Origin of the sequence: Escherichia sp. WS547 (genome assembly GCF_046486065.1) — a bacterium.
Taxonomy (GTDB): domain Bacteria; phylum Pseudomonadota; class Gammaproteobacteria; order Enterobacterales; family Enterobacteriaceae; genus Escherichia; species Escherichia coli.
Map to the genome: position 1 here is coordinate 20,413 of NZ_JBJQMA010000023.1, position 15,697 is coordinate 36,109.

10 protein-coding genes are annotated in these 15,697 nt (G+C 49.2%); 5 read left to right on the forward strand and 5 right to left on the reverse strand.

What is annotated here, in order from left to right:
* Window positions 1-6: 6 nt before the first annotated feature.
* The 3 genes from ACJHWK_RS18460 to ACJHWK_RS18470 all read right to left on the reverse strand — a co-directional run bounded on the left by ACJHWK_RS18460 (window position 7) and on the right by ACJHWK_RS18470 (window position 3,682).
* On the reverse strand, window positions 7-1,329 hold the full coding sequence (locus ACJHWK_RS18460) for an MFS transporter (protein ID WP_001149003.1): 1,323 nt from the start codon (window positions 1,327-1,329) through the stop codon (window positions 7-9).
* A 391-nt stretch (window positions 1,330-1,720) separates the two neighbouring features.
* Complete coding sequence (gene yhjD / locus ACJHWK_RS18465; RefSeq protein ID WP_000191259.1) at window positions 1,721-2,734, reverse strand: inner membrane protein YhjD; 1,014 nt, start codon at window positions 2,732-2,734, stop codon at window positions 1,721-1,723.
* Window positions 2,735-2,782: 48 nt separating this feature from the next.
* Window positions 2,783-3,682 carry a LysR family transcriptional regulator gene (locus ACJHWK_RS18470; RefSeq protein WP_032142989.1) on the reverse strand — a complete coding sequence of 300 codons (900 nt, stop codon included), beginning with the start codon at window positions 3,680-3,682 and terminating at the stop codon, window positions 2,783-2,785.
* Between the two features lie 520 nt (window positions 3,683-4,202).
* On the opposite strand from ACJHWK_RS18470, the gene ACJHWK_RS18475 reads away from it, so the two are divergent.
* On the forward strand, window positions 4,203-4,805 hold the full coding sequence (locus tag ACJHWK_RS18475) for a helix-turn-helix transcriptional regulator (RefSeq protein WP_001167666.1): 603 nt from the start codon (window positions 4,203-4,205) through the stop codon (window positions 4,803-4,805).
* Window positions 4,806-4,855: 50 nt separating this feature from the next.
* Here ACJHWK_RS18475 and ACJHWK_RS18480 read toward each other — a convergent pair whose 3' ends face one another.
* On the reverse strand, window positions 4,856-6,505 hold the full coding sequence (locus ACJHWK_RS18480; RefSeq protein WP_170886324.1) for an alpha,alpha-trehalase: 1,650 nt from the start codon (window positions 6,503-6,505) through the stop codon (window positions 4,856-4,858).
* 404 nt (window positions 6,506-6,909) lie between these two features.
* On the opposite strand from ACJHWK_RS18480, the gene ccp reads away from it, so the two are divergent.
* From ccp to gadW, 4 genes are all read left to right on the forward strand, one after another.
* Window positions 6,910-8,307 carry a cytochrome c peroxidase gene (gene ccp, locus ACJHWK_RS18485; RefSeq protein WP_000784812.1) on the forward strand — a complete coding sequence of 466 codons (1,398 nt, stop codon included), beginning with the start codon at window positions 6,910-6,912 and terminating at the stop codon, window positions 8,305-8,307.
* Between the two features lie 210 nt (window positions 8,308-8,517).
* Window positions 8,518-9,918 carry a glutamate decarboxylase gene (locus ACJHWK_RS18490; protein WP_001521545.1) on the forward strand — a complete coding sequence of 467 codons (1,401 nt, stop codon included), beginning with the start codon at window positions 8,518-8,520 and terminating at the stop codon, window positions 9,916-9,918.
* A 359-nt stretch (window positions 9,919-10,277) separates the two neighbouring features.
* Window positions 10,278-11,102, forward strand: a complete 825-nt coding sequence (gene gadX / locus ACJHWK_RS18495) for an acid resistance transcriptional activator GadX (RefSeq protein WP_001182736.1) — start codon at window positions 10,278-10,280, stop codon at window positions 11,100-11,102.
* A gap of 368 nt (window positions 11,103-11,470) precedes the next feature.
* On the forward strand, window positions 11,471-12,199 hold the full coding sequence (gadW, locus tag ACJHWK_RS18500; protein WP_001521544.1) for an acid resistance transcriptional activator GadW: 729 nt from the start codon (window positions 11,471-11,473) through the stop codon (window positions 12,197-12,199).
* A 362-nt stretch (window positions 12,200-12,561) separates the two neighbouring features.
* Here gadW and mdtF read toward each other — a convergent pair whose 3' ends face one another.
* Window positions 12,562-15,675 carry a multidrug efflux pump RND permease MdtF gene (gene mdtF, locus ACJHWK_RS18505; RefSeq protein WP_000024897.1) on the reverse strand — a complete coding sequence of 1,038 codons (3,114 nt, stop codon included), beginning with the start codon at window positions 15,673-15,675 and terminating at the stop codon, window positions 12,562-12,564.
* Window positions 15,676-15,697 lie beyond the last annotated feature (22 nt).

The window sequence follows — 15,697 nt, forward strand, 5'->3', positions numbered from 1 at the left end:
CGATACTTACAACGACTGATGTCGTGTCTCATGGGTCAGCAGCAGGGCGATTAACGTCAAGCCAGCCATCGCCGCCAGATATAACCCCACCGCACCTAACCCGTAGTTAGTCTGCAACCAGGCTGCGATATACGGCGCAACGGAAGCCCCGAGAATCGACGCTACGTTGTAAGAGAACGATGCTCCGGTGTAACGCACTTCTGTCGGGAACAGCTCTGGTAACAGCGCGCCCATCGGCCCGAAGGTCAGTCCCATCAGACTTAACCCCAGCAGCAGGAAGGCAAAAACCAGAATCGGGTTGCCAGAACCGAGTAGCGGGTTAAAGGCGAACAGCGCGAACAGGATGATCAGCGTGGTGATGATTACCATGCTTTTACGGCGACCAAAGGCATCAGCCAGTAATCCGGCGACAGGTACCATCACGCCAAAACCAATAACTGCCATCATCAGCATCCACAACACTTCGTTACGCGGCAGGCCAAGCCCAACTGGCGCGGCGGCGGTACTGAAGGTCATAGAGTAGACCGTCATGATGTAAAACAGCGTATAGGTTGCCAGCATAATGAACGTACCCAGTACGGTTACGCGAACATGTTTGGTCAGCAGCGTACCCAGCGGGATCTTCACCTGTTTTTTCGCTTTAGCGACTTTCTCAAACACCGGCGACTCATGCAGCGACACGCGAACATACAGGCCGATAATGACCAGTACCGCCGAGAAGATAAATGGCACCCGCCAGCCCCAGCTCATAAACTGCTCGTCGGTCAGTAGCCAGGAAAGCAGCAAGAAAGTGCCGTTGGCAAAGAAGAAGCCAATCGGTGCGCCCAGCTGTGGGAAGGAGCCATACAGTGCACGTTTGCGCGGTGGGGCGTTTTCAGTCGCCAGCAGCGCCGCGCCGCCCCATTCACCGCCTAAGCCCAGACCCTGACCAAATCGAGCCAGCGCCAGCAGCAGCGGGGCGAAAATACCAATCGTGGCATAGCCCGGCAGCAGACCAATCACCACGGTCGAAATCCCCATCGTTAGCAACGAGGCGACCAGCGTCGCTTTACGCCCAACGCGATCGCCAAAATGACCAAAGACGGCAGAGCCAATAGGGCGCGCGACGAAGGCGATGGCGAAGGTGGCGAGCGACTGGAGCGTTGCTGCCGTAGGATCGCCCTGCGGGAAGAAGATATGCGGAAACACAATAACGGCCGCAGTGGCGTAAATGTAAAAGTCGAAAAACTCAATGGCCGTGCCAATGAGAGAGGCGACAAGGACTTTATTACGCGAGTTGATCGGCGTGTATTCTTGCTCGTGGTCGAGTGTTGTGGCTGTTGCTTGCATAATCTTTTCTTATTTTTTGGCTAACGAATAGCCATATTACGCACAGCAAAAGTGATATTTCAATGTGTAACAAATCGCGGAAATGGTCAAAAGCCAGGCAAAAAGGGGATAATGTTTAAGCCAGTGATTTTTCTTCTATGAAATGCTTCACATAATTTTATAAATAGTGGATAAAACTGGTTTCAGGTTAAATAAAAGTTACCAACTGGATTTATATGCTGGGGTTGTGAGTTGGAATGAAATTGTTTGCTCCTGAAGAGATGTAGTTTCAGGTGGTTATGTGCATGTCATTGCCTGGTCTCTGGCTGGCTTGTACCCCCTCACCCTAACCCTCTCCCCGAAGGGGCGAGGGGATCGACCGTGCGTTTATCAGGCATTATAAACCAATGAATTACCGCTGCGTTTTCCCCGGCATTCGCGGGTCGTCTTTATATTCGGCGGTGGCAATCCACGCCGCGCAAAACAGCGTCAAACGGGCGAAGAAGTAGAAAAATGCCATCAGTCCCAGCACGGAACCAAATGCTGCGCCAGAGGGGGATTTCATCAGCGATGGCAGGGTGTAGGTCATCACGATTTTAATCACTTCAAAACCAATCGCAGCCAGAAATGTTCCGCGAATCAGGGCTTTTTTGCGCGGACGGTGGCGCGGCAAGCGCCAGAAGATCCAGAAGAAAAGCAGATAGTTGGCGAAGATGGAAATCGCCAGGCCAATCAACCGCCACGTCGGTTTCAGCCACTCAATGCTGTTCAGGTGCAGGGCGCTAATAATCATTTGCTGCGCCGAACCGGCAACCGAGGTGATCGAAAGCGTCACAATCAGTGCAATCAACAAACCAATCAGTGAAATAAAATCACGCAGATATTTTACCCAGAACTTCTCCTGATCTTGCGGCGAGCGTTCCCAGACATCGCGTGACTGGGCGCGAATCGCTTCACGCAGGTTACCCATCCAGTTGATGCCGGAATAAAGCGCCACCGCCAGGCCGACAAGCCCTACGGTAGTACGCTGCTGAACGGCGGTGTTGATGGTGTTTTTCAACGTGGCGGCTAGCGTCGGATCGCTGATGTTTTGCAGAATTTTGTCGAAGATATCCTGTAGCAACATCGGATGGGAGGCCAGCACAAAGCCCCCTGCGGCAAACGACACCATCAAAATCGGGATCATCGACAAAAATGAGAAATAGGTGATAGCCGCACCAAACTGGTTACCCAGCCGATCGTTAAAGCGCTCTGTTGCGCGAATCAGGTGCGCAATAACCGGTTGGCGTTGGACTTTTTCGGCAGTGGTGGTGACGGTTTCCAGCGCCTGGCTAACTTTGCCGCCTTTCTCGCTATTATCCAACTGCTTAATCGGCTCGTGCTCCAGATCCTGGGTGGGACGTTTGATCTCGTTTTCCTGCGTCATCCGCTCTTTTGTCCTTCTGTCGTGGTCATTCTTAAAAAGTATAGTCGGTCAGTCCAGGTGCTCTTTCATTACGCCAGCCAGCCACTGCATAAACAGGTTTACACGCCGGGAAAGCTCCCGACGCTGCGGATAAACCAGCGAAAGGGAGAGCGGCTCGGCACGGTAGCCAGGTAATACTTCAATAAGCCTCCCGGCACGCAGGGCTTCGCGCACGGCAATGCGCGGGATCTGAATAATCCCCAGACCGGCAAGACCGGCGGCGAGATAGTTTTCGCGACTGTTTACCGTCAACATGCCGCCAGACTTAAACCACTGGACGCCATTAACGCTGGCAACCTCAAAACCTAACGGATGTACACCCAGGTGCGGTGTGTAGCGCACTATTGCGTGCGAAGTCAGATCGTCGGGGCTTTGAGGATAACCAAAGCGCGTCAGATAGTGCGGACTGGCACAGTTGACCATGGTCAGTTTGCCGAGGGGACGGGCGATAACGCCATTTTCCGGTAACGCGCCAGTGCGTATCACGCAATCAAAACCATCGTGAAGAATATCTACCGGACGGTCATGGCTACTCAGCTCCAGCTCAATTCCCGGATGCAGATAGATAAATTCCGACAGGCGCGGCAGTAACAGGCTTTTCGCGATTCCTGGCGGGATGTCGATGCGTAATTTACCGCTGATACTGGTGGCATCCTGTTGAAACAGACCGTCCAGTTCGCTGAGATTACTCAACACATCTTTTGCCCGTTGATAATAGGTCATGCCTTCTGGCGTGAGTTTGACCCGTCGCGTAGTGCGCTGGAGAAGCTGGGTGCCAAGTTGATGTTCCAGTGCCTGTATCTGGCGCGAAACACTTCCCTTTGGCAAAGCAAAGAAATCCGCCGCGCGGGAAAAACTTTCCAGCTCCGCGACTTTGATGAACAACTGCATTGCGTGAATTTTATCCATTTCTTTGACCGATTGTTGTTCACAGCGAAACAGTAACGCGCATATCGCATTGTTTATTGTTTTTTCTAACATCTAATGCCGGGTTTCACAATGTTGTCATGACGAATGTGGCGATTTCTCAGCAGGAAAAGGGCGGAATAGCTTTATGAGAAAGGTGAATTTCCCTAAACAGAGCGTTTTTTTTCAGCGATTCCCTTTAAAGTGAACAGAGGACGTGTTGGCTATTTGTGCTTATTTTTGTCTCATTGCCATTTGTTATTTTTGCTTGTGGTCGCGGAGTTTCATTTTTAATTGCATGCGTACTAACCATCAATATAAGGAAATCCTCAAAATTGTTTTAAATAGTGCCCTCGACATGTAATTTCAGGCGTTTAGCTGTAACGATTTATATCGGCAACTATTTTCTACGCGTCATCTCTGTAGAATGGCCACCGCCAAATGGCGAATTCTTATTTTTTCTCGCGGGTAATACCCTTCCACTACTTAAGTCTTTTTAACGTATTCAGGTGGAGATTCAGTTATGCAAATAGTCATGTTTGACAGGCAGTCAATATTTATTCATGGAATGAAAATCAGTTTACAGCAGCGTATTCCAGGAGTGAGTATTCAGGGGGCCGGTCAGGCAGACGAGTTATGGCAGAAGCTGGAAAGTTACCCTGAAGCCTTAGTGATGCTCGATGGCGATCAGGATGGTGAGTTTTGTTACTGGTTGCTGCAAAAAACCGTGGTGCAATTTCCTGAGGTTAAGGTGTTAATTACGGCGACGGATTGCAATAAACGGTGGTTACAGGAAGTTATCCATTTTAATGTGCTGGCCATTGTGCCTCGTGATTCAACCGTCGAGACATTTGCGTTGGCGGTAAATAGTGCGGCGATGGGGATGATGTTTCTGCCTGGAGACTGGCGGACGACGCCGGAAAAGGACATTAAAGATCTCAAATCGTTAAGCGCCCGCCAGCGGGAGATTTTAACCATGTTAGCGGCGGGCGAATCAAATAAGGAGATCGGCAGGGCGCTGAATATCAGTACCGGAACGGTAAAAGCGCATCTGGAATCCCTGTATCGCCGTCTGGAAGTGAAAAATCGCACCCAGGCGGCAATGATGTTAAATATCTCCTCCTGAAGAGGATAATTTTACAGCCAGCAGGAAGTTAGCGGCTGGCTGTAAAAATATTATGGTTCGCCGTACAAACCAATTAAACGGCGTACCACACCGTTAGTCCAGCCAAACCCATCCTGCAACGGATACTCGCCACCGCCGCCTTCGCGGGGAACACCATCGGCAATATGGTATTTCTCGATCAGTTTGTGCTGTTCCAGATAGAACTGATTCACCGTCTTCAGCCAGCTGCGCGCGATTTCATCACCCAGAAGGTCATCGCCATACATTTTAAATCCCTGAATCGCCATCCATTGTAACGGTGCCCAGCCGTTGGGTTTATCCCACTGTTCACCGGTTTCGTACTCGCTTGCCAGAATCCCGCCAGGTGTCAGTAACCGGCTGCGCACGGCGTTTGCCAGACGATCGGCCTGTTCATGGTTCGCCATACCGACATAGAGCGGCACAATGGCGGCAGCGGAAAACAGCGCCAGTTGTTCGCGTCGCCAGTCGTAATCGCGGTAGATACCGTTTTCATCATCCCAGAGGTAACGGTTTACCGCATCGCGACGGGCACAGGCCTTCTGGCGGAACAGTGCTTCTGTCTCTTTCTCGCCTTTCAGCGCCGAGATGTTGGCGATGGCGCTCTCCAGTTTAAACAGGAAGGCATTCAGATCGATGGGGATGAACTGGGTGGTACGAATGCTCGCCAGACGACCAGTATCACGCAGCCAGCGGGAAGAGTAATCCCAACCGGAGGCCGCCCCCGCGCGTAAATCGCGGTACACCTCGTTGGGCGGGCGACCAGAATGTTTCGTGGTTTCAACGTCCTCAAGCCAGGATTCGTCACGCGGTGTGTCGCGATCGTCCCAGTAACGGTTGAGCAGCGATCCGTCCGGCATCCGCACAACATGGCGATAGGCCTGATTAGGGATCAACGATTCTGCACCGTCCATCCAGAAGGCATATTCCATTTTCAGGTGGTCGAGATAGCGGCGTGCACCGCGTACACCATCTTCTTCAAACAACTCCACCATCAGCGCAAAAACCGGTGGTTGCGAGCGGCTCAAATAATAGGTGCGGTTGCCGTTGGGGATGTGACCGTAGTTTTCGATCATCCAGGCGAAGTTATCGGCCATGCATTTCAGCAAATCTTCCCGACCACTTTCCGCCAGCCCCAGCATGGTGAAATAGGAATCCCAATAGTAGGTTTCGCTAAAACGGCCGCCCGGGACAATATATGACTGCGGCAGCGCCAGCAGAGAAGACCACGGAATGTGATCCTGCGGTTCGCGGGTTAGCACCGGCCACAGCTGGTCGATATGCTCTTTCAGGGAATTTTGCGGGTCCGATACATACTCGCTGGAGTAGACCTCCGGCAGCCAGAAGTGGTTTTCAACAAACTTGCGCAAGTCAAAATCACGATGACGGCGCACTTTACGGTAGCGGATTAAAATATCCAGCGGGTCCATTTTAGGTGCGCAGTCGGGAAAGGTTTTACTGTCGGGGAAAATTTTCGCCGACTGAACATGCTCGAACAGTTCGAGATAGCGATCGGCAGGCGTCAGCGCATCAGAGGCGGGCAGCCCTTCAATCATCTCGGGTTCCGGTTCTGCCTCGATCATCTCATCCAGTTTTAATTCATATGGGTCCAGTTCATAGCAGAGATCGACCTCGATCATCAGTTCATCTGGATTAGGGTTTTGAATTTTCTGATTGAGCATAAGGATCCAACCTCCGAAATTCGTCGCTAATTATCGGGCTTTTCTTTAAGGGTAGTCATTCGCTCCGCCTGGTGGGCGACAAAGCGTGCGGTGGATCACGTTTATTAACCTGTCAAAAAATATAACGCACTAATATCCATGGAATTTATAAAAATACAGATTTCGTGTTGTTTTTCATTTTCAGAACATTCAATCCTGCTCTCGCCGCAATCATGATATGCCATTCCTGATCTGGATAATAGGCACAGGCTATCTTATTGATAGTTTATATTCATGTAATTGATTGATTCCTATCAAAAAGTGTATCTCCCTGTTTTTTATGATGGCTTTGTCTCGCAGAGACGTTTGCAGCATTCTGGAAAATTTTCTGGGTCACAATAACTCACCACCGTGAGGGAAGAATAATGAAAATGGTCTCACGTATTACCGCGATCGGCCTGGCTGGCGTCGCGATTTGCTATTTAGGGTTATCTGGTTATGTGTGGTACCACGATAATAAACGCAGTAAACAGGCCGATGTTCAGGCATCTGCTGTCAGTGAAAATAATAAGGTTTTAGGCTTTCTCCGCGAAAAAGGATGCGACTATTGCCACACGCCTTCGGCAGAATTACCCGCCTATTATTATATTCCTGGCGCGAAACAGTTGATGGATTACGACATTAAGCTTGGATATAAATCTTTTAACCTCGAGGCCGTGCGTGCGGCTCTGCTGGCTGATAAACCCGTTTCGCAAAGCGATCTGAATAAGATTGAATGGGTGATGCAGTATGAAACCATGCCACCAACACGTTATACCGCGCTACACTGGGCGGGTAAGGTGAGTGATGAAGAGCGGGCGGAAATACTCGCCTGGATTGCAAAACAGCGCGCGGAATATTACGCCAGCAATGACATTGCTCCGGAGCATCGCAATGAACCGGTGCAGCCCATCCCGCAAAAACTGCCTACCGATGCGCAAAAAGTGGCGTTGGGTTTTGCGCTGTATCACGATCCCCGTTTATCGGCGGATAGCACCATTTCATGCGCTCATTGCCATGCGTTGAATGCGGGGGGCGTCGATGGCAGAAAAACATCGATTGGTGTTGGTGGCGCAGTGGGGCCGATTAACGCGCCGACGGTATTTAACTCAGTATTTAACGTTGAGCAGTTCTGGGATGGTCGTGCGGCAACATTGCAGGATCAGGCTGGTGGACCGCCGTTGAATCCGATTGAAATGGCGTCGAAATCCTGGGACGAAATTATTGCTAAGCTGGAAAAAGATCCGCAGCTTAAAGCGCAGTTCCTCGAAGTCTATCCGCAAGGTTTCAGTGGCGAAAATATTACTGATGCCATTGCTGAATTTGAGAAAACATTAATTACGCCAGATTCCCCATTTGATAAATGGTTGCGTGGAGATGAGAATGCGCTGACGGCACAACAGAAAAAAGGCTATCAATTATTTAAAGATAATAAATGTGCAACTTGTCATGGTGGTATTATTCTCGGCGGACGTTCCTTCGAACCGTTGGGGCTGAAAAAAGACTTTAACTTTGGTGAAATTACGGCGGCGGATATTGGTCGTATGAATGTGACTAAAGAAGAGCGCGATAAATTGCGTCAGAAAGTACCCGGTTTACGTAACGTTGCACTAACGGCACCGTACTTCCATCGCGGTGATGTGCCGACGCTGGACGGGGCGGTGAAACTGATGTTGCGCTATCAGGTAGGCAAAGAGCTGCCGCAGGAGGATGTGGATGATATCGTAGCTTTCCTGCACAGTCTGAACGGGGTTTATACGCCGTATATGCAGGATAAACAATAATTAATTTAATCGCCCGAACAGGAATGTTCGGGTGATTTTTATTGCGATAATAAAGTCTGTTTTTAATATTATCATGTTAAATGTTTATATTATAAAAAGTCGTTTTTCTGCTTAGGATTTTGTTATTTAAATTAAGCCTGTAATGCCTTGCTTCCATTGCGGATAAATCCTACTTTTTTATTGCCTTCAAATAAATTTAAGGAGTTCGAAATGGACCAGAAGCTGTTAACGGATTTCCGCTCAGAACTACTCGATTCACGTTTTGGCGCAAAGGCCATTTCTACTATCGCGGAGTCAAAACGATTTCCGCTGCACGAAATGCGCGATGATGTCGCATTCCAGATTATCAATGACGAATTATATCTTGATGGCAACGCTCGTCAGAACCTGGCCACTTTTTGCCAGACCTGGGACGACGAAAACGTCCATAAATTGATGGATTTGTCGATCAATAAAAACTGGATCGACAAAGAAGAATATCCGCAATCTGCAGCCATCGACCTGCGTTGCGTAAACATGGTTGCCGATCTGTGGCATGCGCCTGCGCCGAAAAATGGTCAGGCCGTTGGCACCAACACCATTGGTTCTTCCGAGGCCTGTATGCTCGGCGGGATGGCGATGAAATGGCGTTGGCGCAAGCGTATGGAAGCCGCAGGTAAGCCGACCAACAAACCAAACCTGGTGTGCGGTCCGGTACAAATCTGCTGGCATAAATTTGCCCGCTACTGGGATGTGGAGCTGCGTGAGATCCCTATGCGCCCCGGTCAGTTGTTTATGGACCCGAAACGCATGATTGAAGCCTGCGACGAAAACACCATCGGCGTGGTGCCGACTTTCGGCGTGACCTACACCGGTAACTATGAGTTCCCGCAACCGCTGCACGATGCGCTGGATAAATTCCAGGCCGACACCGGTATCGACATCGACATGCACATCGACGCCGCCAGCGGTGGCTTCCTGGCACCGTTCGTTGCCCCGGATATCGTCTGGGACTTCCGCCTGCCGCGTGTGAAATCGATCAGTGCTTCAGGCCATAAATTCGGTCTGGCTCCGCTGGGCTGCGGCTGGGTTATCTGGCGTGATGAAGAAGCGCTGCCGCAGGAACTGGTGTTCAACGTTGACTACCTCGGTGGTCAGATTGGGACTTTCGCCATCAACTTCTCCCGCCCGGCGGGTCAGGTAATTGCACAGTACTATGAATTCCTGCGCCTCGGTCGTGAAGGCTATACCAAAGTACAGAACGCCTCTTACCAGGTTGCCGCTTATCTGGCGGATGAAATCGCCAAACTGGGGCCGTATGAGTTCATCTGTACCGGTCGCCCGGACGAAGGCATCCCGGCGGTTTGCTTCAAACTGAAAGAGGGTGAAGATCCGGGATACACCCTGTACGACCTCTCTGAACGTCTGCGTCTGCGCGGCTGGCAGGTTCCGGCCTTCACTCTCGGCGGTGAAGCCACCGACATCGTGGTGATGCGCATTATGTGTCGTCGCGGCTTCGAAATGGACTTTGCTGAACTGTTGCTGGAAGACTACAAAGCCTCCCTGAAATATCTCAGCGATCACCCGAAACTGCAGGGTATTGCCCAGCAGAACAGCTTTAAACACACCTGATAACATAACGTTGTAAAAACCGAATGCCCAACCTTTAAAAAACAGTTGGGCATTCGGTTGCTTATTAATCGCAATAATATATTGGCTGTCTATTCATCGTGTTGATAAGATATATGTTATATGAATGTTTATTCAATGTAACGGGTGTTTTTAATGTCACTACAAGGGATTATTTGCTTACTATTAATTTCACTGCGTTCTTAAGCACGCCTTTTGTATTATAAATCCAGTCATCCTGCCCGTAGATTATCATCCTGTTTTCCCGCTTCGTTTAAATTTATTTATCAATCAATTTGACTTAAGAGGGCGGCGTGCTACATTAATAAACAGTAATATGTTTATGTAATATTAAGTCAACTATGCAACCACTACATGGTAATTGTCTAATTGCGTACGCAAGACATAAATATATTCTCACCATGGTTAATGGTGAATATCGCTATTTTAATGGCGGTGATCTGGTTTTTGCGGATGCAAGCCAAATTCAAGTGGATAAGTGTGTTGAGAATTTCGTATTAGTTTCAAGAGACACGCTTTCATTATTTCTCCCGATGCTCAAGGAGGAGGCATTAAAACTTCATGCACATAAAAAAGTTCCTGCATTACTCGTTCATCACTGTACCAGAGATATTCCTGTTTTTCAGGAAGTTGCGCAACTATCGCAGAATAAGAATCTTCGCTATGCAGAAATGCTACGTAAAAGGGCATTAATCTTTGCGTTGTTATCTGTTTTTCTTGAGGATATGCAGTTTATACCGTTACTACTGAACGTGTTGCAACCGAATATGCGAACACGAGTTTGTACGGTCATCAATAATAATATCGCCCATGAGTGGACATTAGCCCGAATCGCCAGCGAGCTGTTGATGAGTCCAAGCCTGTTAAAGAAAAAATTGCGCGAAGAAGGTACGTCATATTCACAGTTGCTTACTGAGTGTAGGATGCAGCGTGCTTTACAACTTATTGTTATATATGGTGTTTCAATTAAGCGAGTTGCAGTATCCTGTGGATATCACAGCGTGTCGTATTTTATTTACGTTTTTCGAAATTATTATGGGATGACGCCCACAGAGTATCAGGAGCGATCGGCGCAGGGATTGCCGAACCGTGACCCGGCGGCAAGTATTGTTGCACAAGGGAATTTTTACGGCACTGACCGTTCTGCGGAAGGAATAAGATTATAGAGTTTTACTCAGACATAAAAAAAACCCGGCATAGGGGACCGGGAAGAGGATAGTCTGCCGTCTCCAGACTAATAAACCGTTATAACACTCCCTGTTGGCACGGGAAACTTTGTGCTCTCAGTAAGTTAAATATAACTTTTACTGGAAATAAGATCAGCCATTTTTTTATAAACATAAGCTATACGCTGTGCGAAAATATATTCGTGCTGCATTTACTTATTATCAATTAACTGTTATGCAAAACTACTTTGTGGATAAATTTTGGTCCTACCAAATCTGGCAGTTTTTGCGCTAAGAAACAGTCTGGCATCATTTCATTAGTATACTGAAATTGAAATAATCGCAGTAATGAAATATAAGGGATAGTCATGACTCATGTCTGCTCGGTGATCCTCGTTCGTCGTTCATTCGATATTTATCATGAACAGCAAAAAATATCGTTGCACAACGAGAGTATCCTGTTACTGGATAAAAATTTGGCAGACGATTTTGCGTTTTGTTCACCGGATACGCGACGACTGGATATCGATGAGCTGACAGTTTGCCATTACTTACAAAATATTCGTCAGATACCACGCAATTTAGGGTTACATAGCAAAGACCGTCTGTTAATTAACCAGTCACCCCCCATGCCGCTGGTGACGGCGATTTTTGATAGTTTCAATGAATCAGGGGTAAATTCACCGATACTGAGCAAAATGCTCTATCTTTCCTGTTTATCGATGTTTTCTCATAAGAAAGAACTGATCCCCTTACTTTTCAATAGTATCAGTACTGTTTCAGGAAAAGTTGAACGCCTTATTAGCTTTGATATCGCCAAACGTTGGTATCTGCGCGATATTGCGGAAAGAATGTATACCAGCGAGAGTCTCATCAAAAAAAAGTTGCAGGATGAAAATACCTGTTTCAGTAAAATATTACTCGCCTCCAGGATGTCGATGGCCAGACGATTACTCGAGTTACGTCAAATTCCTCTGCATACTATTGCGGAAAAATGTGGCTATAGCAGTACGTCGTACTTTATAAACACATTTCGACAATATTATGGTGTAACGCCACATCAGTTTGCGCAACATTCGCCAGGTACCTTTTCCTGACATATTTTGCATTTGAATATTGGTCAGGATCTCACACCTGCTTCATGTGAAACTCTTCCCTGATGATTTCTGCCGGGCTACCGGCTAGTTCTCTTTCGCAGTTTGCCAGGCGGTATAGGTATTTTCAGGAGGAAAAGACTCGGCATGTTTGGGATTATTAAGCTGACAATTCATACGATTACGGGAATGTGGGTCAGTATTGTGTTATTCAAATTGATGACGAATGGCTGGAGTGGTTTCTACTTTCAGTGCTGTGTACTAAGCCTGGTATTCCTGACGGTTAGCTGGTTGTTGAGTGGTGAATGGTTGGCAGGAAAGAGTAAGGCTGAACCCTCACGTTCAACCTTACTCTCATTTACACGTTACGCTTTTTTAAAGCGGGCAAAGAGATGTTCCACTACAACGAAAAAGACCGGAACGAAGTAAATTGCCAGCACTGTTGCGGCAAACATCCCGCCCATCACGCCGGTACCTACCGCGTTTTGCGCGCCAGAACCGGCACCATGACTGATAACCAGCGGCAGCACGCCGAGAATAAAGGCCAGAGAGGTCATCAGGATTGGGCGTAAACGCATCCGCGCCGCTTCGATGATTGCCTCTATCGGCGTTTTCCCTTCTTTCTGCATCATCTCAACGGCAAATTCGACAATCAGGATGGCGTTCTTGGCGGAAAGCCCGATGGTGGTCAGCAAACCAACCTGGAAGTAGACGTCATTACTTAAGCCGCGTAGATCGGTGGCCAGTAATGCGCCAACGACGCCTAACGGTACAACCAACATCACCGAGAACGGAATTGACCAGCTCTCATAAAGTGCGGCGAGGGCGAGGAACACCACGACCAGTGAAATGGCATACAGCGCGGGAGCCTGATTTGAGGATAACGCTTCCTGATACGACAGTCCGGTCCATGAGTAGCCGACGCCTGCCGGAAGTTTAGCGACCAGGTCTGCCATAAATTTCATGGCGTCACCGGTACTTTTCCCGGCCGCCGCTTCACCTAAAATCTCCATTGACGGGATGCCGTTGTAGCGTTCCAGTCGCGGTGAACCATAGGTCCATTCGGTAGACGAATAGGCAGAAAGCGGTGCCATCGTGCCAGAGGCGTTGCGTACATACCATTGGTTGATGTTATCCGGCAACATACGGAACGGCGTGCCTGCCTGGACATACACTTTTTTCACCCGCCCCTGGTTGAGGAAGTCGTTCACGTAGCTGCTGCCGAAGGCGGTGGAAATTGTCTGGTTGATATCAGACAGCGCCACACCCATTGCCTCAGCTTTCGCGGCGTTGACGTTCACTTTGAACATCGGCGTATCTTCCAGTCCGTTCGGACGTACCCCGGTGACTTGGTTCGGTGATTGCGCTGCCAGTGATAATAGCTCGTTTCGCGCCTGGGTCAGTTTTTCGTGCCCCAGGTTGCCGTTGTCCAGCAGTTCCATATCAAAACCTGACGCGGTACCCAGTTCAGCCACCGCGGGTAAGTTGAACGGGAAGACGACGGCTTTATTGATACTGCTTAACGCAATCATTGCCCGCTGAATGATCGCGGTAACCGAGTTTTCCTCGCCGACACGTTCAGACCACGGTTTGAGGCTGATAAACGCCAGACCGTTGTTTTGCCCCTGGCCGCTGAAGCCAAAGCCGCCAACGGTAAACACCGACTGAACATTATCTTTCTCTTTAGTCAGATAATAATCCGTCACCTGTTGCAGCACTTTCGTGGTGTTAACCATGGTGGCACCGGAAGGTAACTGCGCGGTGGTCATAAATACCCCCTGATCCTCTTCTGGTAAGAAAGAGGTCGGCGTGCGCAGGAACAGCACCGCCATCCCGGCGCAAATCAGCAGGTAGACCACCATGTAGCGACCGGTACAACGCAACAGCGAGCGGGTACTGTCGGTATAGTGCTGAGTTGATTTTTCAAACAGCGTGTTGAAGCGTGCGAACAGGGCGTTAGGTTTGTGACCACCTTCCGGCGCGGCTTTCAGAATGGTGGCGCACAGGGCAGGGGTCAGGCTCATTGCCACAAATACTGAAAGCAGCATGGAGGAGATCAGCGTGATGGAGAACTGGCGGTAGATCTCCCCGGTTGCACCGCTCATAAAGGCCATCGGCATAAACACTGCGGAAAGAACAACGGCAATCCCGACCAGCGCACGTTGGATCTGCCCCATCGATTTATGCGTCGCTTCCTTCGGCGGTAGCTTATCTTCCGCAATGACACGCTCGACGTTCTCCACCACCACGATGGCGTCATCCACCAGTAACCCTATCGCCAGCACCATCCCGAACATAGTTAACGTGTTGATGGTGAAACCGACCGCCGACAAGATCGCAAACGTCCCGAGAATAACCACCGGTACGGCAATCGTCGGGATGATTGTGGCACGGAAATTCTGCAAAAACAGATACATGACCAGGAAGACGAGGATGATAGCCTCAACCAGTGTTTTAAAAACTTCCTGAATAGAAATTTCGATAAACGGCGTGGTGTCGTAAGGATAAACCGTCTTCAGACTTGCGGGGAAATAGGCTGATAAGCGGTTCAGCTCCTCTTTGACTGCCCGCGAGGTATCTAGGGCGTTTGCTCCGGTAGCCAGTTTGATGGCGATCCCGGCAGCAGGTTTGCCGTTATAGCGCGCCACGGTGGAATAATCTTCCGCTCCAAGTTCGACGCGGGCGACATCACGCAGCAGCACTTGCGAACCATCTTGCTGAACTTTCAACAGGATTTTGCCAAATTCTTCCGGCGTTTGCAGACGCGTCTGCACAATGATCGAGGCGTTTAGTTGCTGGTCTGCCGCCTGTGGCATGCCACCCAGTTGACCACCAGAAATCTGGTTGTTCTGCACCTTAATCTGGGAAATAACATCGGAAGGTACCAGATTGTATTTATTGAGTTTTTGCGGGTCCAGCCAGATACGCATGGCGTACTCGGAACCAAAGAGCTGTACGCTACCAACGCCCGCGGTACGGCTTAGCGGGTCTTTGATATTAGACGCTACATAGTCCGCGATATCGTACTGGTTGAGGCTGCCGTTATCAGAAATAAACGCCGCTACCATCAGGATATTACTGCTCGACTTATCGACGCTAATCCCCTGCTGCTGCACCGCTTCAGGTAATGAAGGCATAGCGAGTTGCAGTTTATTTTGCACCTGAACCTGTGCGATATCAGGAGATGTCCCAGTCTCGAAGGTCAGAGTAATAGAGGCATTACCCGCCGCATCACTGGTTGAAGACATGTACATCAGGCCATCAAGCCCATTCATATTTTGCTCAATCACCTGAGTGACCGAGTCTTCTACCGTTTGCGCATCGGCACCTGGATAGGTAGCGCTGACGGTAATGGTCGGTGGCGCAATCTGCGGATACTGCGCAACCGGTAAGTTCATGATCGCCAGACCGCCTGCAAGCATCATAATAATGGCAAGTACCCAGGCAAAAACCGGGCGATCAATAAAATAGTTAGCCATGAAAGTCCCCTTAAGCCTGCAA

Bases quoted from the DNA above. Each gene is read 5' to 3' on its own strand.
- ACJHWK_RS18460 (WP_001149003.1), bottom strand. From the start codon at position 1,329: ATGCAAGCAACAGCCACAACACTCGACCACGAGCAAGAATACACGCCG.
- yhjD (WP_000191259.1), bottom strand. From the start codon at position 2,734: ATGACGCAGGAAAACGAGATCAAACGTCCCACCCAGGATCTGGAGCAC.
- ACJHWK_RS18470 (WP_032142989.1), bottom strand. From the start codon at position 3,682: ATGGATAAAATTCACGCAATGCAGTTGTTCATCAAAGTCGCGGAGCTG.
- ACJHWK_RS18475 (WP_001167666.1), top strand. From the start codon at position 4,203: ATGCAAATAGTCATGTTTGACAGGCAGTCAATATTTATTCATGGAATG.
- ACJHWK_RS18480 (WP_170886324.1), bottom strand. From the start codon at position 6,505: ATGCTCAATCAGAAAATTCAAAACCCTAATCCAGATGAACTGATGATC.
- ccp (WP_000784812.1), top strand. From the start codon at position 6,910: ATGAAAATGGTCTCACGTATTACCGCGATCGGCCTGGCTGGCGTCGCG.
- ACJHWK_RS18490 (WP_001521545.1), top strand. From the start codon at position 8,518: ATGGACCAGAAGCTGTTAACGGATTTCCGCTCAGAACTACTCGATTCA.
- gadX (WP_001182736.1), top strand. From the start codon at position 10,278: ATGCAACCACTACATGGTAATTGTCTAATTGCGTACGCAAGACATAAA.
- gadW (WP_001521544.1), top strand. From the start codon at position 11,471: ATGACTCATGTCTGCTCGGTGATCCTCGTTCGTCGTTCATTCGATATT.
- mdtF (WP_000024897.1), bottom strand. From the start codon at position 15,675: ATGGCTAACTATTTTATTGATCGCCCGGTTTTTGCCTGGGTACTTGCC.